Here is a 23,310-nt window from a genome sequence, read left to right as displayed (position 1 = left end):
CGGTTACCTGCTCAGCGATGGCCCAGCAGCACGCGGCAGCCGAGCCCCCGATCCGCGAGCTTTACCTGTCTCTCCGAAGCCGGTGGCCCGAGGAGCGGCTCCCAGTGCGAGGCCGAAGCCGGCAATGTGACGCCGGTATCGCCCCACCGTTCCCCGCGCAGAGAAAGCGCTTCATCGACATCCGCCGCTGCACAGCCGATCGGCAAGACGACCGCGAGCACCGCTTCCTCTGTTTCGCGGCAGAATGCGATCGCGTCGCCGGCCCTTGGCCCTCTCACGGAAAGAGGGTGATAGCTGCCGCGCTTGAACAATGCGGGATGGCGCCGCCATGCAGTCAGGAGCCGGTGCAGAAGATATTGCTTGATCCAGCCGTCTTTCCAGGCGGCGCGGAGGCGATCTTCATCGATGCCCTGCAATAGCGCCGACTCACGCACCGCGAAGTCCACGGGGTGCCGGTTGTCCGGGTCGACCATGCTCAGGTCCCAGAACTCGCTGCCCTGGTAGATATCCGGGACGCCTGGAGCGGTGCACTGGAGAACGGTCTGCGCGAGACCATTGAGAGCGCCGGCCGGGCCGATCTGCGCGAGATAGCGCTTGAGCGTATCGTGGAAGCCCCGGTTGCCGCGCGGGTCCAGGAGGGCATGCAGGAAATCCTCGGCGAGCTGTTCATAGGCCTGATTGGGCGCGGCCCAGCCGGTGCGCAGCTTTGCCTCGCGCAAGGCCTTGCGCCACCACCCACCGATGCGGTCGGCGTAGTCACCGGCGATCCCATTAGCCGGCCATGTGCCGATGAGCATTTGGTAGAGCATGTATTCGTCGCCCCGGTCCAAGCCGTCCGGCCGGATCGTCGCGTTGATTGCAAACCAGCCTTGCACCTCGTCCATCCAGGACTGCGGGTCCCGGCTGATCGTCGCGAGGCGGGCGCGGACGTCGGCGCCGCGCTTGTGATCGTGCGTCGACAAGGCGAGCATGGCGGCAGGCTGGAGATGAGCCCGCTCGGCCATCGCCCGATGGAATTCTTCGACGGGCAGTGTCAACCGCGCAGCATCGAAGCCGACATCGTTGCGAGAGAGCAGCCGTCCATAACGATAGAAGGCCGTATCCTCGACGCTGCGGGCGGCGAGCGGCGAGGTCAGCTGGTTGAAGCGCCGGATCACCGCGCGCCTGGCACGCGGTTCTAAAGTCATCTCCATTCCGGTCAAAACGGCCTCGATGAAGTCGATCGCGAGCAGCTCGGCCTGCGGTTGCGCGCGTGCGGCGGCCACAGCCTCGTTGAAGCCGGAACCGGGATCTTCCGGGGCGCAGCCGCCGGTCAGATAGGTGCGATAGCAACGCATGTGGCAGGTGATAGCTGCGAGGGCCCGCTTCATCGCGCCGCGAGGGATGTCGGCCTCGCGGCCTGCAGCCTGGGAAAGCATCATCAGGCGGCCCGTAATCGCTTCAAGCTGCCCGTCGAAAGCATGGTCCAGCATCTCGCGGCGTGCCGCGATTTCCTCGTCGTCGAAGTTCGCGGGCCGGCCGCTGAGCTCTGACCAGAACAGGCCGAGCCTGTTCTCTTCATCTGCTGCATGCAGAACCGCGCTGGCCTGATCCATGAAGTCGTAGCCCGTCGTTCCATCGGTTTGCCAGTCCGAGGGAAGTGCCTCGCCGGATGCCAGGATTTTCTCGACCACGATCCAGGCTGGACCGGGTGCAGCCCAGTCCGGGCGTCGCGGTGCCAGCGCCGAGAGACGGGCTCGCAGAGCCCTGCAATAGCCGGCAGGATCGGCCAAGCCGTCGACATGATCGATACGCAGGCCGTCGATCCAGCCCCCTTCGTAAAGCGAGAAGGCAAGGCGATGGGCCGCCTCGAACGCGTCCCGTTGCTCCATCCGCATGCCGGCAAGCTGGGTGATATCGAAGAAGCGACGCCAGTTGAGCCGGTCGCCGGCATTGCGCCAGTAGTCCAGATGAAAATGCTGTCGTTCGATCAGAGCACGCAGGGCGTCAGGATCGCGCCGGGCCTCTGGGAAGTAACCGCGCAGCTCGGCGTCATCCTCCGGCCGGATCGGAAAGAGATGCTCGCCATAGCGCAGGGCGAAACCACTCCTCTGGGGATCCTCCTCCAGCATGATCTTCCCAGCGGCAAGTGCCTCCTCGAAGGGTTCCCCGAGGAAAGGCGCGTGGATCCGTCCGTCGAGTAGCGGATCGGCATCGTCGAAGTCGATGTCGAACCAGTCTGCATAGCGACTGCCGCGCCCGTTCTTGAGCAGGTCGAGCCACATCGCATTGTCGTCGCCGCCGACGGCGACATGGTTCGGCACGATGTCGAGGACGATGCCGATCCCTTCGGCGCGAAGCGCCTCGGCCATAGACAGGAACCCGTCCATCCCACCGAGCTCCGGGTTGACCTCGTCATAGCTGATGACGTCGTAGCCATGCAGCGAGCCGGCGCGGGCGGCCAGGATCGGCGAAGCATAGGCATGGCTGATCCCGAGCCTGCGCAGGTATCCGGCCAGCGCCGCGCCGCGCGCGAAGGGAAAGTCTTTGTGGAACTGCAGCCGATAGGTCGCCAGCACCGAATAGGCCTGCGTCACGATACCCCCGTTTCCGCCGGCCGATCCGAGCAGCCGCCGCCGATCCAACGCGCTTTCGAGGCTTTGGGTTTCGCAGCCTAGCGATCACGCCCAGCGCTCAGAAAAGGATGCGTCGGAACATCGCAGCTCGTCTGCGGAACCCGGCATATCGAGGCGCGTTCAGCCGCCGGAGGTGAACCATGCAAGTTGCTCCGATCCGTTCCCCGATCGACATGCTGCGCGCGCAATCCCGCCTGAAGATGCTGGGCGCATGCACGCCCGGCTCCTCAGACGAGATCGAGAGCGCTGCCTTGCGCGATGCTATCGAGCATTACCGCTGCGTTACGGAAACGCTGGATCTGTCTCGGCGGCCGCCAGGTGTCGTCAGGCCGTCTCACGCCTGAATGATCAATTTGAGCGGTTGTCTCCCAGCGGCGCCAATCGGTCGCGGAGACCCTCGCCATCGAGCACCCGGGCGGCGTTGCCTTCCAGACGGTGGCGCCAGTTCGGCTTCTCGACAGTCGTGCCGGGGACATTGGGCTGTACTCGCAGGCCGAGGGCATCCTCGATCGGCACGATCTTCAGGGTGCAGGGCGTCGCCGCGACATAGCGGATCGCTGCATCGACGACAGGGGCGGTATCCTCCGGCGGCGGCCGCTCGCCTTCCGCCAACCCGGCATCCCTGAATGCGCCCCAGAGCACGCCGCGATCCCAGGCCCTGACATTCTCAGCTTCGCCTGTCTCACCCGGCGCGTCGAGATCGGAACCCGCCCACCAGCCGGCAGTCGGCACGAGGTCATGGGTGCTGGTCAGAGCCACCGCATCGCGATCCCAATCCGATGGCCCGATATAGCCATACTGGGAACGTTCGAAGCGCAGGACGCGCAGCCCCGCCACGCCCTGCTCGCGCAGGTCGTCGCGGAAGCCATAGGGCAGGGTGCCGAGATCTTCGCCGATGACGATGGCGCGATGGCGCCACGATTCGAGCGCGATCAGGCGGAACAGCGTCTCGGAGGGAAAGCTGACATAGGCGCCGTCGAGCGCGCCAGCGCCTTCCGGGACCAGCCAGAGCCGGCTCATCCCCATGACGTGGTCGATCCGGATCCCGCCGACATGACGCAGGCTAGCCCGCAAGGTCTCGATGAAGGGCGCATAGCCGCTGGCCGCGAGACCGCGCGGTGAGAAGGTGGTCAGCGCCCAGTTCTGGCCATCGGCCGCGTAATAGTCCGGCGGCGCTCCGATGCTCAGCCCGTGCAGGATCTCGTCCTGACGGCTCCAGGCGTGGCTGCCGGCGCCGTCCATGCCGATGGCGAGATCGGCGATGAGCCCGACGGTCATGCCGGACTCCCGGCAGGCGCGCTGGGCGTCGCCATAGGACAGACTCGTCAGCCATTGCAGGAAGAGCTGGTAGCGGACGTCGTCGGCATGGGCTTCTGCGAAAGCCGCCACCTGTGGACTGTCCGGATCGCGATAGCTGGGCTGCCAGTTCCGCCAGGAGCGCAACGTGGGATCGCGCGCGAGCTCGGCCGCGTGCAGGACTTCGAAGATCGCGTGGGAGCGCAGCAGCGGCGAGGCTTCCGCGGCATGGCGTTCGAAGGCGGCCCGGCTTTCTCCGGCTTGGTCCAGCCGATCGAAGAGCGCACGCAGGAAGCGGTGCCGGAGCGGCGTCGCGGCGAGCCAGTCGATCCGGTCGAGGCCGGAGAGCCGCTCCATCTCTGCCGCCAATCCCTCGCGCGAGATGACGTCGCGGATCAGGGCGTCGGGCAGAGCTGCGGCGGGATCGGCATGGAGCGGGTTGTAGAAGAGCCGGGTCGAGGGCGAGTAGGGGCTGAACTGACCGGGCAGGGCGCCATAGAGGGCATGGACCGGACTGATCGCCAGGGTATCGGCGCCGAGACGGGCCGTCGCCCGGCCGAGCGCGGCCACGCCGGCGAAATTGCCGATCCCGCCGTCGCCGTCGCTGCGCAGGGAATAGATCTGCGCGGCCAGACCCCAGCCCGTCCGGCCTCCCGACAGATCGGCAAAGGTGACGCAGCGCGCCGGGGCGACGGCGAGCGTGATAGCCTCTTCGCCAACATGGAGGGTGTGATAGCCGGGCGCGTCGAAGGCCGGCAGAACGAGGCGATCGCTCGCTCGTTCTGCCTTGAGAATGCGGCGAGTGCCGTTCTCCAGTTCGGCTTCGAATTCGCCGGCGTCATTGCCGGTCGCGGGCAGGTCAATCGGCTGCCCCACGCGGGCGGTCAGGAAACGCGCGGAGCCCGATAGCGGAAGCGCCTCGACGGCGGCGAGCGAATTGCGCAGAGCTCCGGTGGTGTCGCTGGGCAGGCCGAGCGCGAGCAGGATCGCGCGCAGACTGTCCGGCGAGACTTGTCGCAAGGCGCCGGTCTGGTCGGTCCATTCGGGCGCGATGCCGGCGCGGGCAGCGAGCTGGCGCAAGATGTCGTCGGTCATTCGCCCGCTCCGGCATGCTCCAGCACCAGAAGAGCGAGCGGCGGAAGGGTCAGCGAAAGCGATTGTGCTTGCCCGTGGGAAGCGAGGGGCGTCGTCGCAGCCTGACCGCCATTGCCGAGCCCGGAACCTCCGTAGATTTCGGCATCGCTATTGAGCCGCTCTGCCCAAAGCCCCGCGGCTGCGACGCCGACGCGATAGTCGTGGCGCGGCACCGGCGTCATGTTTGCGATCACCAGCAGCGGGGGCCTGCCGTCGCCGGCCGAGCGCGTGAAGGCGAAGACGGCGTTGGCCTGATCGTCCGCGATCACCCAGCCGAAACCTTCCGCCTGATGGTCGAGGCGGTGAAGCGCGGGGTGTCCGCGATAGACGGCATTGAGATCGCGCACGAGCTGCATTGTGCCGCGTCGGCGAACGTCGTCGTCGGCAGGCCAGGGGAAGGGCGCATCGACATTCCATTCTTCCTCCTGGCCGAACTCGCAGCCCATGAAGAGCAGCTTCTTGCCCGGATGGGTCCACATCAAGGAGAGGCACAGCCGCAGATTGGCGAAACGCTGCCAGTCGTCGCCGGGCATCCGGGAGATGAGCGAGCCTTTGCCGTGGACCACTTCATCATGCGAGATCGGCAGGACGAAGTTCTCGGAGAAGGCGTAGATCAATCCGAAGGTGACGTCGTCGCCGTGATAGCCGCGATGGATCGGGTCCCGCACGAAATAGCGCAGGGTGTCGTGCATCCAGCCCATGTTCCATTTGAAATGGAAGCCGAGTCCGCCGTGATGGACCGGCGCGGTGACGCCAGGCCAGGCCGTCGATTCCTCTGCGATCGTGATGGCGCCGCGCCCGCGTGCGCCGACCAGGGTGTTGAGTTCCTGGAAGAAGGAGATCGCCTCTAGGTTCTCGCGACCGCCGAGATGGTTCGGCACCCATTCTCCAGGCTCGCGGCTGTAGTCTCGATAAAGCATGGAAGCGACCGCATCGACGCGCAGGCCATCGAGATGGAAAGTCTCCAACCACCATAGCGCCGATGCGATCAGGAAGCCGCGGACCTCGCGCCGGCCGACATTGTAGATCAGCGTGTTCCAGTCGCGATGGAAGCCCTGGCGAGGGTCCTCATGCTCGTAGAGAGCCGTGCCGTCGAAGCGGGCGAGGCCATGCTCGTCCGAGGGGAAATGGGCCGGCACCCAGTCCAGGATCACGCCGATGCCGGCGGCATGGCAGCGGTCGACGAAGCGGGCGAAGGATTCGGGCGGTCCGAGCCTCGCGGTCGGAGCGAAGAGGCCGAGCGGCTGATAGCCCCATGAGCCGCCGAAGGGATGCTCGGTGATCGGCAGGAGCTCGACATGGCTGAAGCCCATGTATTCGAGATAGGGGATCAGCCTGTCGCAGGCCTCTTCCCAACTGCCCATCCTGCCCCATTCCGTCCTGAGCCATGAGCCGACATGAACCTCGTAGATGGCGAGCGGCTCCGCCATCGGATTGGCCCGCTCGCGTCTCTTCAGCCATCCGGCGTCGTCCCATTCGAAATCGGGGGCGGCGGAGACGATCGAGCCGGTGCGCGGCGGTTCCTCGTGCCGGCGGCCAAGCGGGTCGGCCTTCCAGGGGAGCTTTTCGCCGTTCGACCCGGTGATCGCGTATTTGTAAACGGCGCCCGGGCCGATGCCGGGAATGAACAGCTCCCAGATACCCGGTCCGAGCCGGCGGCGCATAGGGTGGCGGCGGACGTCCCAGCCGTTGAAATTGCCGACAACGGCCACCTGGGAGGCATTGGGCGCCCAGACGGCGAAAAGCACGCCGTCGATGCCGTCGAAGCTGCGCGGATTCGCGCCGAGCCGTGTCCCGAGGTCGAAATGCCGCCCCTCGGCGAAGAGATAGATATCGTCCTCGGACAGCGACAGACCGAAGGCATAGGGGTCAGCCGCCTCGACGATGCCATCCGGCCAGGAGATGCGGAGGCGGTAGGGGATATCGGCCGGCGCAGGCGCCTGGAAGACGCCGTCACCGTTCGTGACCATCGGCACCGCGTTGCGCTCCTCACCCTCTCCGGTGACGAGTTCGGCATAGTTGCAGCCGGGCAGGAAGGCGCGCACGAAGCTGCCGCCGGCGAAGCCATGTCGGCCGAGAACGGCGAAGGGGTCGGGATGGCGCCCTTCCTCCAGCAACACCAGATCATGCTGGGCCAAGGCGGGCAGAGAAGATGCAGACTGGCGCATAAGCGGGCTATTCCGAGAACGAGAGGCGTTTCGCCCGGGCTGCGGAATCGGCCATGATGCAACGCAACAGAAGGGCTCCGCGTTCCGCTTCGCCGCCATCGCGAACATGCGAGATCATCTGTCGGAACCAACTATACGGCATGCAGTTCATCCAGCGTGCTTCAGCCGCCTTTCGAGGAGATAGATGATGAGCCGGGAACAGATCGTCCGCGATACCGCCTACGCGATCTGGGAAGCCGAAGGTAAGCCCGAGGGCCGCGATGCCGAGCACTGGCGCCTCGCCGAGGAGCGGGTCACGGCCAGCACCGGTAAAACCGGCAAGGCAGGGAAGCCTGCCAAGGGCAGGGTTTCGGCGACCGTGGACGACAAGCCGAAGGCGACGGTTCCGGTCAAGAAGGCGGCGACCGGGAATGCGGGCGCGCGGAAATCCGCCCCGAAGGCCAAGGGCTGAGTGCTGTCCTGCCGAAGATGCTGCGTGCGTCGTGTTCGGCCTGATCACCATGATCAGGCGGCGAGCGCGCGGGCATAGACATCTGCATAGCGGAAGCTGGGCCGGCGCCAGTCGAAGCGCTTCGCCATGGCATGGTCCCGCATCTGCCGGAACGCGCGCTTGGAGCGGAAGGCTTCGAGCGCGCGGGCGACGGCCCCAGTCAAGCCGGCGCCCGTCAGATTGGAGAACAGGAAGCCCGACAATCCGTCTTCGATCGTATCGACCAGGCCGCCCGTCCGATAGGCGATCGGCAGCGCGCCGGAGCGCTGCGCATACATCTGACTGAGACCGCATGGCTCGAAGCGCGAGGGCATCAGCAGGAAATCGCTGGCGGCGAACAGACGGCGGGCTTCGCCGTCGTCGAAGCCGATCCGCGCAGCGACGGCGCGGGGATATCGGCGCGCCAGCTTCTCGACGGCTTCCTCGATGCGCGGCTCGCCGCGTCCCGTCACAACGAGCTGGCCGCCCTGCGCCACGATCGTCTCGGCAGCCTCCAACGATAGATCTATGCCCTTCTGATGGACCAGACGGGAGACGATCGAGAAGAGCGGGCCCCGCGACTCCGGCAGGTCGAATGTCCGGCGAATGTCTGCGGCGTTCCGCCGCTTCCACTGCCGGATGATCTGGTCTCCGGAGCGGCCGCCTTCGATCAGCGCATTCCAGCTGTCGTCGATGCCGTTGACGATGCCGGTCAACCTGCCTTCCCCCATTCGCGTCTTGAGGAGACCATCGAGGCCGCAGCCGTGCTCGGCCGTGGTGATCTCGTTGGCATAGGTCTCGCTAACGGTGGTGACATGCGAGCCATAGAAGATGCCGCTCTTCAGGAACGAGATTTTGCCGTGAAATTCTGAGCCGTTGATGTCGAAAGCTTGATCGGGAATGCCCAGCAGCCGCATGCGCTGCGGATGATACAGGCCCTGATAAGCGAGATTGTGGATCGTCAGGATCGAGGGCGTCTCCAGCCCCTTCCAGCGCATGTAGCCGGGCGCGAGAGCAGACGGCCAGTCGTTGACATGGACGACGTCCGGCTTCCAGTTCGGGTCGGCCTCGCCGGCGGCGATCTCTGCGGCGGCGAGCGAGAGCCGCCCGAAGCGGACATCGTTGTCACCGAAATCGCCTCCGCCGAAGGGCCCATAGGGCGAGCCGTCGCGATCATAGAGCTCGTCGCAAAGCACGGTGTAGACGATCAGGCCGTCGCTCGTGGTGAAACGGCCGAGCGACCATGGCGGCAGGCCGGCGACGCGTGGCATCTGCCGGACGACGTCCATGGCGGGTTTGGCCTTGCGGACCTGGCGAAAGCCGGGCAGCAGGACGCGCACCTCGCAGAACTTGCGAAGTTGGCGGGGCAGCGCCGTCGAGACCTCGCCAAGGCCGCCGGCCTTGATGAAGTCGCCCATCTCGGACGTCACGAACAGCAGTTTTGTGGTCGCGGCGATCGGTGATGGCTGGTCGGCGATGTCGTCCTTGACGGCGGGGGCATAATGCAAAGCGTGGCCTGACGTAGCGGGGGCGCCTGCGATTTCAGCCAGCTTCAAAACATTTGTCATCGTCACGCCCTTGGCATCCCGCGAAGCACAACAGGTCCGCCGATCCCCGAGTTCCTGCCTCGCAGCGAAATATTTCAGGCAAGATCGGGGCCAGCGGTCCGGAACTGCTGTTGCTGCAGCACGTTGCTGCCATCGCGACGGAAGCGAGGCAGCCTCGCAGCGACGATAGTCCTTTCTGCACGCTGGACACGAAGGTGCTGTGACATGGCGGGAGCAAGACATGGCGGGTTTTGAGATCAAGGCCGGCCGGGCTTCCGAACTCGGCGCTGTGTTCGATGGCGAGGGAACCAACTTCGCCCTGTTCTCGGCTCATGCCGAGCGCGTCGAGTTGTGCCTGTTCGACGAGAGTGGAGAGAACGAGACTGCGCGCATCACTTTGCCGGAATACACGGACGAGATCTTCCACGGCTACCTGCCGGGCGTGGGGCCAGGGCAGCGCTACGGCTATCGCGTCCATGGCCGGTTCGCCCCGGAGGAGGGGCATCGCTTCAACCCGAACAAGCTTCTGCTGGATCCGTATGCGCGGGAGTTTTCAGGAGCGGTCGACTGGAACGATGCGCATTACGGCTACGAGATTGGTGCCGGGGAAGACCGCGATCTCAGCTTCAGCGAACTCGACAGCGCGTCCTACATGCCGAAATGCGTTGTTGTGGACTGGCAAGCCGATCCGCAGCGTCCCGGCGCGCCCGGTCTCGGCTGGGACCGGACCATCTTCTACGAGACGCATGTGCGCGGCTTCACGCAACTGCACCCAGCTGTGCCCGAAGCCCGCCGCGGCACCTTCGACGGCCTCGCCGAGCCGGCCGTGATCGACTACATCAAGAGCCTTGGAGTCAGCACCGTCGAGCTCCTGCCCGTGCATGCCTATCTCGACGACCATCACCTCGTCGCCAAGGGCCTGTCCAACTACTGGGGCTACAACACGATCGGCTTTTTCGCGCCGATGCAGCGCTATCTCGGGCGGGCCGGCCTTTCCTCGTTCCGCGACATGGTCCGCCGCTTCCACGATGCGGGGCTCGAGGTCGTCCTGGACGTCGTCTACAACCACACGGCCGAGGGGAACGAGCTCGGCCCGACGCTGTCGTTCAAGGGGATCGACAACTTCTCCTATTACCGGACGATGCCGGGCGAGCCGCGCTACTATGTCAACGACACCGGTACCGGGAATACGGTCAATACGTCCCATCCGCGCGTGCTCCAGATGGTGATGGACTCGCTGCGCTACTGGGTCGAGGTGATGGAGGTCGATGGCTTCCGCTTTGACCTCGGCACCATTCTTGGCCGTGAGCCGCACGGCTTCGATCCACGCGGCGGCTTCTTCGACGCGATTGGGCAAGACCCCGTCCTGCGCAAGGTCAAGCTTGTTGGCGAGCCCTGGGATATCGGGCCAGGCGGCTATCAGGTCGGCGGCTTCCCGCCAGGCTGGGCCGAGTGGAACGACAAGTACCGCGACACGATCCGTGCCTATTGGAAGGGCGAAGTGGGCATCATCCGCGACCTCGCTGCCCGCATCACCGGATCGGGCGATGTCTATGACCAGCGCGGCCGCCGGCCCTGGGCCAGCGTGAACTTCATCACCGCTCATGACGGCTTCACCCTAGCGGACCTCGTCTCCTACAACGACAAGCACAACGAGGCGAACGGCGAGGATAACAAGGACGGCCACGGCCATAACCTGTCCTTCAACCACGGCGCCGAGGGATCGACTGAGGACGAAGGCATCCTTGCGGTGCGTCAGCGGCAGAAGCGCAATCTGCTGGCGACGCTGCTCTTGTCCCATGGCACGCCGATGCTGCTTGCCGGCGACGAGCACGGTCATTCCAACCGCGGCAACAACAATGTCTACGCCCAGGACAACGAGACTGCCTGGATGCGCTGGGACGAGATCACGCGGCGCGACGAGGCGCTCGCCGGCTTCGTCCAGCGCGTCATCGCCTTGCGCAACGAGCACCCGATCTTTAGGCGGGCGTCCTTCCGCGACGGCTGCCTGCTGCGCTGGGTCAACCCGGCTGGAGGCGATCAACAGGAAGAGCACTGGGACGATCCCGGCGTGCTCGCGATTGGCCTGCTGATGCATATGCCGGATGTCGAGGCCGGCGGCGACGAGGCCCTGATCCTGTTCAACGCCTTTGACGGCGAGGTCGTGTTCAAGATACCGCCGCGGGTGAAGTCCGGTTCGTGGTCGGTCGTGCTGGATACGGAGACCGGCCCGAATTCGGACGAGGGCCGCAAGGGACTGAAGGCGGACCAGGAAATCTCACTTTCGCCGCGGTCCTTGATCATGCTGATGTGATCAGACTTTCCGCCACAGTGTGACGCTGCGGGCGGGCAGCATGCCCTCCATTCGGCCGTCGGAGGTGAATATCTGCTCCCATCGGCCGGCGGGAAGCGTCATCGCGGCCGCATGCATACTACGGTTGAGCGCGATCAGCAGGCTCTCTGTGGCGCCGTGCAGCAGCAAGCAGAAGGCATCGAGACCGGCCCAGTCCTGATCGGCGATCGCTGTCGCGTCGGCTTTCAGCCAGCGCGCATCCGGCGGCTCTCCCGTGCCGGTCAGAAAGGTATCGGCGGCTAGAAGCGGGTGCCGACGACGCAGTGCGGCGAGCGCCGCGACCAGGGCGGTCAGTTCATCGTCGGCCCGCTCCCAGTCCAGCCAGGAGGTCGGATTGTCCTGTGCGTAGGCATTGTTGTTGCCGTGCTGGGTCCGCCCGAACTCGTCGCCCGCCGTCAACATCGGAATACCGCGCGACAGGAAGAGTGTCGCGAGCAGCGCGCGGACGTCGCGACCGCGCGCGGCTTCGATCGATGCGTCGCGCGTTGGGCCTTCGATGCCGCCGTTCCAGCTATGGCTGTCATTGTGGCCATCGCGGTTCTCCTCGCCATTGGCCTCGTTGTGCTTGCGCTCGTAAGAGACGAGGTCGCGCAGCGTGAAGCCGTCATGGGCGGCGATGAAATTGATGCTGGCTTGCGGGCCGCGATGTTTGTTGGCGAAGAGGTCCGACGAGCCGGCCAACCGCGTCGCCAGCGCGCCGGCCATCCCGGCATCGCCGCGCCAGTAACGGCGAATGTCGTCGCGATAGCGCCCGTTCCATTCGGCGAAAGGAGCGGGGAAATCGCCGAGGCGATAGCCGCCAGGGCCGATATCCCAGGGCTCGGCGATCAGGATGGCGTGCGCGAGTTCCGGATCCTGCAGGATGGCGCCGAAAAGCGGTGCATCGGGCGTAAATCCGGTCTCTGTGCGTCCCATCACCGTGCCGAGATCGAAGCGGAAGCCGGCGATGCCGAGGCGCAGCCAGTGCCGCATTGCGTCCATCGCCAGACGCAGCACCGGAGCGCGATTGAGCGCCAGCGTATGGCCGCAGCCGGTATCGTTGACGAGGCGGGCGGGATCGTCGGCGGCATGGCGGTAATAGACGGCATTGTCTAGGCCGCGCAGGCTGACCGTGCCGCCGAATTCATCGCTTTCGGCTGTGTGGTTCAGCACGATGTCGAGGATCACGCCGATGCCTGCCTCGGCATAGGCTGCGCAGAGTGCTGCAAGATCGACCGGCCCGCCAGGCGCGAGCCGCGGGTCGAGCGCGAAGAAGTTAACGGGATTGTAGCCCCAAGCATTGGCGAGCCCGAGCGGCGGCAAGTGGCGCTCGTCCATCCAGGCTGCGACCGGCATCAGCTCGACATGGCTGACGCCGAGCCTCTGCAGATGCGCGATGACGGATGGTTCACGCAGGGCGACAAGTGTTCCCCGCAAGGGCGGCGGGACGGCCGGGTGGCGCATGCTGAAGGATCGGACGCCGAGCTCGTAGAGGAAGGTCGGCGGCGTCGCTTCGGAAGCCCGGACCTCGCCGGGGACGGGGAGGGGCTGCACGATGCAGCGCGGCACGAGCGCCGCTGTTTCCGCGCCATGGCGGGCGAGCGCCGGATTCCAGAGGAAGGGGCGATCGATCAGCGTCGCATAGGGGTCGACGAGCAGCTTCGTCGGGTCGAACCGATGGCCCCGCTCGGGCTGCCATGGCCCCTCGACGCGCAGGCCGTAGCGCATCCCCGCGCCGGCACCCTCCAGCAAGCCATAATGGATGTCGCCATCACGGCAAGGCAGCGGCAGCGATGCCAGCTCCGTCTCGCCGGCCTCGTCGAAAAGGCAGACGAAGACGCGGGTGCCGTGGCGCGAGAAGACTGCGAAGCAGACTCCGTCGTCCACAAGGGACGCACCGATGCTTAGCGGGCGCGCGCAGGGAATGATCCGCTGCATCGGAGCCAACGCCTCAGCCTTCTCCCGGTGCCGCGGCGGGCAGATTCCAGATACGCTGCGCATATTCGCGGATGGCGCGGTCGGCGCTGAACCAGGCGCAATGGGCCGTATTGTTCACGGACATGTGCCACCACCGCGCCTGATCCGCCCACAGGCTGTCGATCCGCCGCTGGGTGAGGCGGTAGCTCTCGAAATCGTTGAGCACCATGAACCAGTCGTTGGCGAGGAGGCCTTCCACGAGCCCGGCATAGCGGTCGCGATCGCGGGGGGAGTAGGCGCCGCCGGCGACCGCATCGAGCACGCCTTCGAGATGAGCCGAGGCATGGATGATGTCGGCGCTCGGGCGGGGATCGCGTCGCGCCGCCTCGACCTCTTCCGCCGTCAAGCCGAAGATTGCGATATTGTCGGCCCCGACACGCTCGCCGATCTCGATATTGGCGCCGTCGAGCGTGCCGATGGTGATGGCTCCGTTTAGCGCGAATTTCATATTGCCGGTGCCGGACGCCTCCATGCCGGCCGTCGATATCTGTTCGGACAGATCGGCGGACGGGATGATCGTCTCGGCGAGGCTGACATTATAGTTCGGCAGGAACACCACTTTGAGCCGGTCTCGCGTCGTGATGTCGTTGTTCACCACGGCGGCGACATCATTGATGAGGTTGATGATCGATTTTGCGGTCACGTAGTTCGACGCGGCCTTACCGGCGAATATCTTCACGCGCGGAGCCCAGTCGCGATAGGGCTCGGATCGAATGGCGTCGTAGAGCGCGATCGTCTCGAGGATGTTGAGCAATTGGCGCTTGTATTCGTGGATGCGCTTGATCTGCACGTCGAAGAGAGCGGCTGGATCGACGATGACGCCGCAGTCCTGACGGATGATTGTCGCGAGCCTGAGCTTGTTCTCGCGCCGGATCGCTGCCAGCCGGTCATGGACTATCGTGTCGTCGGCGTGTGTGCCGAACTGGCGGATCAACCCGACATCATCCGTGACCCTCTCCCCGCAAGTTTCCTTGAGGAGGTTCGTCAGACCCGGATTCGCGTTGAGAAGCCAGCGGCGCGGCGTGATGCCGTTGGTGACATTCGTGATCCGGTCCGGGAAGACATGATGCAGTGGTGCGAACACCGTTTCCTTCATCAGGTTGGAATGGAGCGCGGAGACGCCATTGACCTTGTGCGAGCCGACAAAGGCGAGATGCGCCATCCGGACCCGTCGCCCGTGATATTCGTCGATCAGTGAAAGCGCGGAGAGGTCGGCATCGGGCGCGTCGCGGCGGACGCCGTCAAGGAAGCGGGCATTGATGCCGAAGATGATCTGCATATGGCGCGGCAGGAGCCGCTCCATCAGGGCGACCGGCCAGGTCTCCAGCGCTTCCGGCAGCAGCGTGTGGTTGGTGTAGGAGATCGTCGCCGTCGTGATCTCCCAGGCTCGCTCCCATTCGACCTCATGCTCATCGATCAGCAACCGCATGAGCTCTGCGACCGCAAGCGAGGGATGGGTGTCGTTGAGTTGGATTGCGGCCTTTTCTGCGAGGTTGTTTAGCGTTCCGAACTGACGATGGTGGCGTCGGACCAGATCCTGAAGCGAGGCGGAGGTGAAGAAGAACTCCTGTCGCAGGCGCAATTCCTGCCCGACCGGGGTCGAGTCGTTGGGATAGAGCACCTTCGAGATCGCTTCGGCGCGGTTGCGCTCGGCGACAGCCCCGACCAGATCGCCTTGATTGAAGGCATCCAGCGACAGGGGATGCATCGCCCTTGCGCGCCAGAGCCGCAAGGTGTTGGCGTCGCGCCCCTGCCACCCGACGACAGGCGTATCATAAGCGACGGCGAAGATGGTCTCCTCCGGCGCCCAGAACACCTGCCCGGGCTTTCCGCCCGCAGCCACGGTGCCGCCGAAGCCGATCTTGTAGGCGCTCTCGCGTCGTTCGAACTCCCAAGGATTGCGGAAGGACAGCCAGTCCTCGGGAACCTCGATCTGCCGTCCGCCATCGATGCGCTGCTTGAACAGACCGTGATCGTAGCGGATGCCGTAGCCGAGCGCCGGCACGCCGGTCGCGGCCATAGCTTCCATGTAGCAGGCGGCGAGGCGGCCCAGGCCGCCATTGCCCAGGGCGGCGTCAGGTTCGAGATTCTCGATCCCGGCAAGGTCGACGCCGAGCTCGCGAAGCGCCTGGGCCATGGAGCCGGTCAGACCGAGATTGTTCAGCGCGTCGGCGAGCGAGCGTCCGATCAAAAACTCCAGGGAGAGATAATAGACGCGCTTCCTGCCAGTGGCGTAGCTCTCCCGGGTCGATTTCTGCCAGACATCGATGACGTGATCGCGAGCCGCGAGGATCGCTGCTGTCAGCCAGTCATGGGGCTGCGCGACCGCCGGGCTTTTCCCGAGCGAGTAGGTGAGCTTGCGCACCACCTCCGCCTTGATGCGCTCGACCTGCTCGTCGGGCTCGTAATGAACAGAGGTCTCGCGAGAAAGAGCTGACAAAGGAAAGTCCCAGGCTGGAATCCGCATGGGCACGATCTCGTAATGCGGTGGCCACATCAAGGCTTGGCCTGACACGTCTGGAATGCACGGGGACCAGGGAACATGCGGAATAGTCCGGCGTTCCCACCTGTCGGGATCCGGAAGCCTGTGAATAGCTCAAACGCTGCCCGTACTTCGGATGGGAACGAATTAGGTCGCTCCGGACGTGACCGGTGGGACCCATGAGTGACATTGGCGTGACGATGGAGGCGGCCCAGCGGCTCGCCCGGCGCGAGGGCACCGGAGTTCAACTCACGCCTGAGGCCGAGCGCGCAGTCCAGAATGGCGGGAAGCCGCTGGTGGGCTGAATATTGCGAAGTCGATGCTAGCCGCGAGGATGACGGGGAACCATGCGGCCTCGAAGCAGGTTGCGCCGGGGTGCACAGAGGAGGTCCCGTCATGACGATCGAGCCGACTATCGCAGGAGGCAAGCGGAGCGCTCGGCGCGGGCGCCCGGTCGCAATCGAAGATCGTGAGCAATACGCGGCGGCGGCGGAGCGGGCGCGCCTGTTGTCCGATTACCCGGAAGGGACCGCCGAAGCCATGGAGCTTGCCGCATTGGTCAAAGCCATACTGGTGTGGGAGCGATCCAATGCCGACGCGTTGCACTAGCCGAGGCTGAGATGGGCGATCTCAGCGCGGACGAAGCGGTTCTCGTCAAACGCCTCGTCGAGATCATTGCGACCGAAGGTCTCGTTCATCCCGAGCGGCTCGATCCTGGCGCATCGCTGGAAGCCGATCTCGGGCTGTCGCTGGACGACCTCACCTTGATCGGGAACGCGGTCGAACGGGAGTTCGATTGCGACATGGTTCCAGATGACGAGATGAAAGCCTGCCGCAGCGTCCGGCAACTCGTCGATCTGATCGTGGGGCGCATCGCGGCTAAGTCAGCATCGGAATTGCCCCAGGAAAGCGGCCTCGGGAAACCTCCAGCGTAGCGCTGTGGCCGGAGTGTGGGCTCGGCTAGCGTATGTTAGTGCGCTCCGCCTGTGAATGCGCGTCAATGGTCAGGCAGTTGTCTCCATGCCGATCCTTGGAAATGACCGCTGGCGGTGCGCATTGACGCTGCCCAGTCGGAGACCTGTCATGCATAGCGGAAAAGGCTCTTTGATCCTGCGCGATGGCCGCAGGCTTCCCATCAGTTTTCAGTTCAGCAACGATTTCGGCGACACGCGCGGCGGCTATTTGCTCTGCAACACCGGCGACCTCGACCCGGCAGCCTTGCTTGGTTTGCTGAATCTCGAATGCGAGGACGGTAGCTACCTCGTGGTTGCGGTCATGCATTCCAGCGACCGATACCTGGCTGTGACCGGACGCGTTTTGCCGACCGCTGCGTTAGAAGAGCACTCGAACGAAGTGGAACTCGGCTTCGGCGCGGCGGGTTGACGGCGTAATCGATGCGTTGCGTGAGGTGCCGCCATGGTCGCAATCTGGAGGGAGCCTGGTCCGGCGCGACGCCCGAGCCCCGTCAAGCGTGCGCTCTACACAGAGCGGTGCCGGGATGAGGATGGCACGGTGTATCATGTCATCGTCTGGCGCGACTGGCCGGGCTCTCCATTGACGTCCTACACGTTGGAGGACGGAACCCCGGTTCATTATGAAGATGGGTGCCGTTTCGCCTTGCCGGACGGGACGATACTGTCGCGGTGCGGGGATTAGGCGAGGAGCACGCGCACATCAAAACCCCGCCGGGTTGCCGGCGGGGTTTTGTGGGCTTCCAGCCCTTTGCTCGCCGATGCGACGAGCACTACTGTGAATTCCGCCTGCTCAACGTTCCATCGATGAGATCGGTTCCAGCTGCGGACACATATGACCTCAAGCGAGCGGCTCCGAAGCCGGTAACATACGTTAATGCGCTGGAAGAGCTGGAGCATAGCCTAGTTTGCGTATCAAGGCGCAGGAATGATGATGAAAACGGTACTCGAGCGTGCTTTCGAGCTGGCGAGAACAGGCGGTTTCCAGAAAATCCGGGAACTTCGGCGAAGACTTCAGGAAGAGGGATACAACTCTAGCCAGATCGAAGGTCCCGTTCTGATGCAGCAATTGCGGGAGATGAGCAAAGCTGCGAGAGCCGCGCGGAATGCCTTGACACTTGAACATAGCGAAAAGCGCTAGACGTATCCCGGTCAGGCAGACCTGCAATATGAAGCATTTTATTGCGACCTTCGACATCGAGACGACGCCCGGGGAGCCTCGCGCGCGCTTCGTGGAAGCTGCCTTTGCACGTGGTTGGTCCAATATGCTCCTGATCGCCGGTCAATCGGCGCAGCTCCCTGCTTCGACCTTGATCGGCGATTTCCGCGATCTGGAAGATGCTCACCGCGCTTTCGATGCGGCGATAGAGGACGCGTCCCGGATGATCGCGCCGGCAAAGATCAGTATCGAACGGCGCTATATCGTCGAGCGAATCCCCGCCGGGCGCCTCAAGGCGCCACGGAGAGAATGGGTTAAGACGAATATCGCGCGGTTGAAACGCCTGGTAAGGCCGAAGCGATAAACCTAGCCCTTCATTGGAGCGAACGGTCGGCTCAGGAAGCGTGAGCCACCAAGCCCAAAGCGCCAGGGATAATCGGCGGCCTTCGAGATCCCGATCCGGGGGCCACAGATGATCCCGGGCTCGCAAGGACGCTCGATGAGGGCGAACGGAGGCAGGTCGAGGCTCTTCCCGTCATGAATGCCGGACAAGCCGAGCGCCTGCGTCAGCCGGCCCGGGCCATTGCAAAGCTGGATCATCGCGCCGCGGCGAGCCTGCATAACCTCGATGCCATGTCGCGGCTCCAGCGCCCGGATCAGCACGGCGCCATTGCCGGTCGCCACGACGTTGAAACACCAGTGAATGCCATAGGACCGGTAGACGTAAGCATGCCAAGCGGGGCCGAACATTGCCGCGTTGGTTCTGGTCGGCCCGCGGAAGCTATGCGAGGCGGGGTCGTTGGCGAGATAGGCTTCGGTTTCAACGATCGTCCCACCCACGCCCTCGACCAGAAGCTCCATGCCGATGAGTCTAGGGGCGAGTTCGAATGCGTTCAGCGTCGACAGTCCCGTGGAAACTCCAAGCATTTTGTTTCTCTGCGCCGAGGGCGAAGCCTGCAACGGCGATCGTTGTTTTGGTGCGTCAGACCGTTGCCTGCAGCAAGCGCGAAATCGCTTCCACGACTTGCCGAAGTTGCAGCGGTTTCACCAGCCTCTCGACGCCTGCGAAGTCGGGAGGAATGATATCGGCGTCGTAGCCGGTGACAAAAACGAAGGGAATGCCGTTTTCCTGCAGATGCTCGGCGAGCTTGAACGACGCACCATGACCGAGATTGATATCAAGGACCACGGCATCCGGCGTTTGCATGGCCAATTCCGCCTGAGCCGCCACTTCGTTTCCGCAAGGACCGATAACCGTCGCGCCGGCCCCCTGAAGTGCGCGCGCGGTATCGGTGGCGATGTACTCGTCCTCCACGATCAGAATGTGGTAGCCGTGGAGATCCGGTGCCCCCGTCATGTCGAGTGCTCCTCCAAATACGGTCAATCTCTGCGGCGCTCCCGTCTCGAAGACGCTCGCACCGTCAGCCAGCGGGAACTCCAGGTGGCACTGGGCTTTGCCTGCTTCGATGACAACGCTCCCCTGCCCGCCTAGTTCGTAGGGTACGCGAGCTTCGATCAGCTCGCGGCCAAATCCTCGTCGTCGCGGCACTGTTGCCGCGGCAATTGGCGCTGCGGCTGATCCGCTTTCCGTCCATACGAAGCGGAGCCAGGGGATGCCGCGCTTGACGAAGGTGGCCCATTCCACCTTGACCCTCCCGTCGGCTACGGACAGGGCGCCGTACTTCATCGCGTTGGTGCCGAGCTCATGAACCGCCAGCGTCAAGATCTCCGCCGCTTTGGGAGAGAGGGAAATGTCCGGCCCTTCGATCCAATACTGCCCCTCGTGCTGTGCCTGCACGCTGACCTCGTCATGAACGACATCTCTGATATTCACGCTGAGATTGGCGCCGCGTGTGAGGAGGGCCTGGACCCGCGCCAGAGCCAGGAGCCGGCCAGATAGGATATCGGCGTAATCCTGCACACTTGAGGCTCGTTCTCCGGTTCGCACAGTGACCGAACGCACGATGGCCAGGACATTGCGCACGCGGTGCTGAAGCTCGGCGAGCAGAGTGGCTTGGTGTCCGGCCGCGAGTTTCGCTTCAGTGATGTCCTGCGCGATCGACCCGATGCGCTGGATGTCACCGTCGCCACCGCAAAGCGGAAATCCGGTGCTTCGGATCCAGCGAAACGCGAGGTCGCCCGCCCGCTGAATACGGTATTCCTGGACGACGACCTCGCCAGCGCTGACGCGCTCGACATTCCTCGAAGCTTCATCACGTTCTTCAGGGATGATCAGGGCGTTGAGCAGCCTGGCGTCGGCTAGCACCGCCTGCGGGGTGACGCCAAAGATCGTCTGCACTGCCGGGCTGACATATTCAAAGTCCCAGCTATGGGCATTTCTGACCCAGATGGCATCCGAGGAAGAGGCGCCTAGCTGCTGGAAGCGCTCCTCGCTTTCGCGAAGCGACGCTTCGGCAGCCCTGCGATACCTCGCTTCGAGGTCGCGGCCGATGATGATGCCGGCCGTGTTGGTGACGAGGTTCGCAACCTCGATATCCGAGGAGCCCGCTTTTGCCGGCTGCGGCCAGTAAAGAGCGAACGTGCCGACAAATTCCCCTTTGCGGGAATGGATCGGAAAGCTCCAGCAGCCGCGATACTGGAAGCGACGGGCCATCTCGCGCCATGGCTCCGAGCACACCTCCTCCTCGACATCGGTCGTCAGAACTGCTTCGCCTGTGGCAGTTGCAAGGCTGCTGGCGAGCGAATCCTGCCCGATCAGGAAGCCATCCACGGCCGCGGCATAGTCCTCCGACATGCCGACGACGTGCCGGAGCGACGTTCTCTCGTCATTAGCGAGATAAAACGCGAAGCGGGTGCCGCAACCGTACTGAGCTGTTACCGCACCTCCCAAAATGCCTAATGATGCCGTGAGAGGCTCTCCGTTCAAGGCGCATTCGAGAGCCTCTCGCTGGCTCGCCAGCAGCGCCTCGTTGCGCTTGCGATCCGTAACGTCCACGAAGACGTTGATTGCGCCCGTTATGTTGCCGGCATCGTCAAAGATCGGGTCAATATTCACGTTGGCGATCAGGCGCGTGCCGTCCGGCTGCTCGATCACCACCTCCGGATCGCGCCCCGCTCGGCCATCCCGCAGCGCATCCGCCATGGGGCAGTCCTCATGCCTCAGCAGGTGGCCGTCCGGCGTCCACATGCGAAACGAACCGCAATATCGTTCCTGATCGTCCCCAAGCGGCGGCTCGCGTCCCCAGATCTCGACGGCTTTCCGGTTGAAAAAGGTGAGGCGACCGGCAGCATCGCAAGTATAGACCGCCGCGGGCATGAGCGCGACCAAGCTTGCCGTGAAGCTGTCGGGGAAACCTTGGCGATGTGCGATCGGCTTATCCATGCGGACGATGTCTCCGCTGCGGATGAGCCATCCTACCTAAACCCGGCGGGTTTCGCATCAGCAGTCGCTCATCGGCCCCTGCCCGCCAGCATGGCCAGCAGGGAGTGGAACCGTCTTCGATCGCGATCGTATCGCTAGCCCACATCGCCACGCAGCTTCAGGAGCTCGTTGAGATGGTCCTGCTTGGCGTTGATCTGCTCCTGCAGGTTTTCTTCCTGCGCGGCTCCGGAGGCGGCTGCCGCGAGTTGGGTCAAATCCGAAACCTGCCGGCGCAGGAGAGCGATCTGGTCGTTGAGAGCTTCGCGATTGCCATTGGCCATGCTGGTGGTATCCACTCAAATGGATCGTCATCGCCCTCTGGGCTCCAGAGTCAGGACGCCCGAGCGGCCTCGCTGTTCCACCACCTGCAGATTGTTCAAGGGCACCGGTTGCTTGCCCCATCGAAGCCGTCGGGCTGAATTCAGGCTGGCGCGAGAGCCTGCGAGAGCCTATACCGACTGATCGTTCTTTATTTGTTCCGGAACTTCATGACACGCCGATCAGGCAGCGCTGATCTTCCCCTGCATTACGGCCGCGTTCCGCCCTGGCTGGGCGAGCGCATGGCCAGGCTGGGCAGCGTGATCTGCGAGGCGATCATCCAGCACTACGGTCGCGACGAGTTACTCCGGCGGCTCGCGCATCCCTTCTGGTTCCAGTCCTTCGGCGCGATCATGGGAATGGACTGGCACTCCTCGGGCATCACGACCAGCGTGATCGGGGCTTTGAAGCGCGGCCTGACGCCGCTCGCCGGCGAGCTCGGGCTCCATGTCTGCGGCGGACGCGGCAACCAGTCCCGCCGCACCCCGGCGGAGCTGGAGCAGATCGGTGGGAAGGTCGGGTTCGACGGAGCGGCGCTGGCTCAGGCGAGCCGGCTCGTCGCGAAGGTCGACAGCGCCGCGGTGCAGGACGGCTTCGACCTCTACCTGCACGGCTTCTTCGTGACGGATGACGGGCACTGGACGGTCGTGCAGCAGGGCATGAATGGCGATGGCGGGATGGCGCGGCGTTATCACTGGCATTCCGAGGGGCTCGGCAGCTTCGTCGAGGCGCCTCATGCGGCGATCGAGGGCCGTAGCACCGGTAATATCGTCAACCTGACGGATGCACGCGCGGATCGTGCCCGTACGGCGCAGGTCGCGATGCTTCGCGACGAAGGGCCTGATGCGATCGTCAGAGAGCTAGCTGCGCTCCAACCGAAGCGCGCTTGCGCCGATCAAGTGGCTCCGCAACTAACCCTGCCGCATCTCGTGATGCCTTCGCATCATGATGTGAAGCCCAAAGACGTCATGGCGCGCCGCCTTCATGGTGCGCTTGCCGCCGCGGCCGACCGGGGCCCGAGCGATTTTTCCGAGCTTCTGCTCGTGCCCGGCATTGGTGCTCGTACCGTACGCTCTCTCGCGATGGTCGCGGAAGTGCTGCATGGTGCGCCATGCCGTTTCAGTGATCCCGCGCGCTTTTCGCTCGCGCATGGCGGCAAGGATCGCCAGCCCTTCGCCGTACCGACCAAGGTCTATGATCAGACGATCGGTGTCCTTCGTTCGGCCGTCGACCGGGCGAAGCTCGGTCAGGAGGATCGCCTTGCCGCGATCGCGCGGCTGGACGGCGAGAGTCGCCGGCTGGAACAGAGTGCGACAGGTCCGACGCTCGTCGAGTATGTCGCCGAGGAGCGCCGACGCTCGCCGGAGTACGGCGGCCGAAGCGTCTTCGGATGGGAGAGGCCGGATGGAGGCTGCGAAAAAGACAACGAGGCGAAATTCCGACGTCGGTAGGATACCCCT

General features: G+C 64.5%; 17 protein-coding genes. 8 read left to right on the top strand and 9 right to left on the bottom strand.

The genetic code is table 11. From position 1 onward, the window contains the following. Positions 1-11: 11 nt before the first annotated feature. The 3 genes from treY to glgB all read right to left on the bottom strand — a co-directional run bounded on the left by treY (position 12) and on the right by glgB (position 7,213). The gene (gene treY, locus Q9235_RS18205) at positions 12-2,576 is read right to left on the bottom strand and encodes a malto-oligosyltrehalose synthase (protein WP_306223203.1); all 2,565 of its coding nucleotides are present in this window, start codon (positions 2,574-2,576) and stop codon (positions 12-14) included. 387 nt (positions 2,577-2,963) lie between these two features. Next, complete coding sequence (gene malQ / locus Q9235_RS18200) at positions 2,964-5,006, bottom strand: 4-alpha-glucanotransferase (protein ID WP_306223202.1); 2,043 nt, start codon at positions 5,004-5,006, stop codon at positions 2,964-2,966. Next, positions 5,003-7,213 carry a 1,4-alpha-glucan branching protein GlgB gene (glgB, locus tag Q9235_RS18195; protein ID WP_306223201.1) on the bottom strand — a complete coding sequence of 737 codons (2,211 nt, stop codon included), beginning with the start codon at positions 7,211-7,213 and terminating at the stop codon, positions 5,003-5,005. The genes malQ and glgB overlap by 4 nt, the downstream gene beginning before the upstream one ends. A gap of 184 nt (positions 7,214-7,397) precedes the next feature. Here glgB and Q9235_RS18190 point away from each other — a divergent pair, with 184 nt between their 5' ends. After that, a complete protein-coding gene (locus tag Q9235_RS18190; protein WP_306223200.1) occupies positions 7,398-7,664 on the top strand; it encodes a DUF2934 domain-containing protein in 267 nt (88 codons plus the stop codon). Positions 7,665-7,717: 53 nt separating this feature from the next. On the opposite strand, the gene glgA is transcribed toward Q9235_RS18190, so the two are convergent. After that, positions 7,718-9,472 carry a glycogen synthase GlgA gene (gene glgA / locus Q9235_RS18185; protein WP_306223199.1) on the bottom strand — a complete coding sequence of 585 codons (1,755 nt, stop codon included), beginning with the start codon at positions 9,470-9,472 and terminating at the stop codon, positions 7,718-7,720. Between glgA and glgX (Q9235_RS18180) the strand changes: the two genes are divergently transcribed. Beyond that, entirely contained in the window at positions 9,471-11,543 is a 2,073-nt protein-coding gene (glgX, locus tag Q9235_RS18180; protein ID WP_061966345.1) for a glycogen debranching protein GlgX, read from the top strand. The two genes, glgA and glgX (Q9235_RS18180), sit on opposite strands and share 2 nt — an antisense overlap. Here the strand turns inward: glgX (Q9235_RS18180) and glgX (Q9235_RS18175) are convergent, their stop codons facing one another. Both glgX (Q9235_RS18175) and Q9235_RS18170 read right to left on the bottom strand, forming a co-directional pair. After that, complete coding sequence (gene glgX, locus Q9235_RS18175; protein WP_422678384.1) at positions 11,544-13,487, bottom strand: glycogen debranching protein GlgX; 1,944 nt, start codon at positions 13,485-13,487, stop codon at positions 11,544-11,546. It abuts the gene before it with no gap. Positions 13,488-13,512: 25 nt separating this feature from the next. After that, complete coding sequence (locus Q9235_RS18170) at positions 13,513-15,978, bottom strand: glycogen/starch/alpha-glucan phosphorylase (RefSeq protein ID WP_306223197.1); 2,466 nt, start codon at positions 15,976-15,978, stop codon at positions 13,513-13,515. Positions 15,979-16,199: 221 nt separating this feature from the next. Between Q9235_RS18170 and Q9235_RS18165 the strand changes: the two genes are divergently transcribed. From Q9235_RS18165 to Q9235_RS18145, 5 genes are all read left to right on the top strand, one after another. Further along, positions 16,200-16,325, top strand: coding sequence for a hypothetical protein (locus tag Q9235_RS18165; protein WP_306223196.1), 126 nt, complete (start codon positions 16,200-16,202; stop codon positions 16,323-16,325). Between the two features lie 91 nt (positions 16,326-16,416). Next, on the top strand, positions 16,417-16,629 hold the full coding sequence (locus Q9235_RS18160; RefSeq protein WP_306223195.1) for a hypothetical protein: 213 nt from the start codon (positions 16,417-16,419) through the stop codon (positions 16,627-16,629). Between the two features lie 11 nt (positions 16,630-16,640). Continuing rightward, positions 16,641-16,955, top strand: coding sequence for an acyl carrier protein (locus Q9235_RS18155; protein ID WP_291653969.1), 315 nt, complete (start codon positions 16,641-16,643; stop codon positions 16,953-16,955). 148 nt (positions 16,956-17,103) lie between these two features. After that, the gene (locus Q9235_RS18150) at positions 17,104-17,403 is read left to right on the top strand and encodes a hypothetical protein (RefSeq protein ID WP_306223194.1); all 300 of its coding nucleotides are present in this window, start codon (positions 17,104-17,106) and stop codon (positions 17,401-17,403) included. A 757-nt stretch (positions 17,404-18,160) separates the two neighbouring features. After that, entirely contained in the window at positions 18,161-18,514 is a 354-nt protein-coding gene (locus Q9235_RS18145; RefSeq protein WP_306223193.1) for a hypothetical protein, read from the top strand. Positions 18,515-18,516: 2 nt separating this feature from the next. Here the strand turns inward: Q9235_RS18145 and Q9235_RS18140 are convergent, their stop codons facing one another. The 3 genes from Q9235_RS18140 to Q9235_RS18130 all read right to left on the bottom strand — a co-directional run bounded on the left by Q9235_RS18140 (position 18,517) and on the right by Q9235_RS18130 (position 21,828). Continuing rightward, positions 18,517-19,077: a DNA-3-methyladenine glycosylase gene (locus Q9235_RS18140; RefSeq protein ID WP_306228337.1), complete on the bottom strand. Its 561-nt coding sequence runs from the start codon at positions 19,075-19,077 to the stop codon at positions 18,517-18,519. A 55-nt stretch (positions 19,078-19,132) separates the two neighbouring features. Further along, positions 19,133-21,493, bottom strand: coding sequence for a PAS domain S-box protein (locus Q9235_RS18135; protein WP_306223192.1), 2,361 nt, complete (start codon positions 21,491-21,493; stop codon positions 19,133-19,135). 134 nt (positions 21,494-21,627) lie between these two features. Next, on the bottom strand, positions 21,628-21,828 hold the full coding sequence (locus tag Q9235_RS18130; protein ID WP_306223191.1) for a hypothetical protein: 201 nt from the start codon (positions 21,826-21,828) through the stop codon (positions 21,628-21,630). Positions 21,829-22,020: 192 nt separating this feature from the next. Here Q9235_RS18130 and Q9235_RS18125 point away from each other — a divergent pair, with 192 nt between their 5' ends. Then, positions 22,021-23,301 carry a DUF763 domain-containing protein gene (locus Q9235_RS18125; protein ID WP_306223190.1) on the top strand — a complete coding sequence of 427 codons (1,281 nt, stop codon included), beginning with the start codon at positions 22,021-22,023 and terminating at the stop codon, positions 23,299-23,301. Positions 23,302-23,310: the final 9 nt, after the last annotated feature.

Origin of the sequence: Bosea beijingensis, assembly GCF_030758975.1 — a bacterium.
Taxonomy (GTDB): domain Bacteria; phylum Pseudomonadota; class Alphaproteobacteria; order Rhizobiales; family Beijerinckiaceae; genus Allobosea; species Allobosea beijingensis.
The sequence above is the reverse complement of the archived record's forward strand: the minus strand, read 5'-3'. Positions and strand labels throughout refer to the sequence as shown.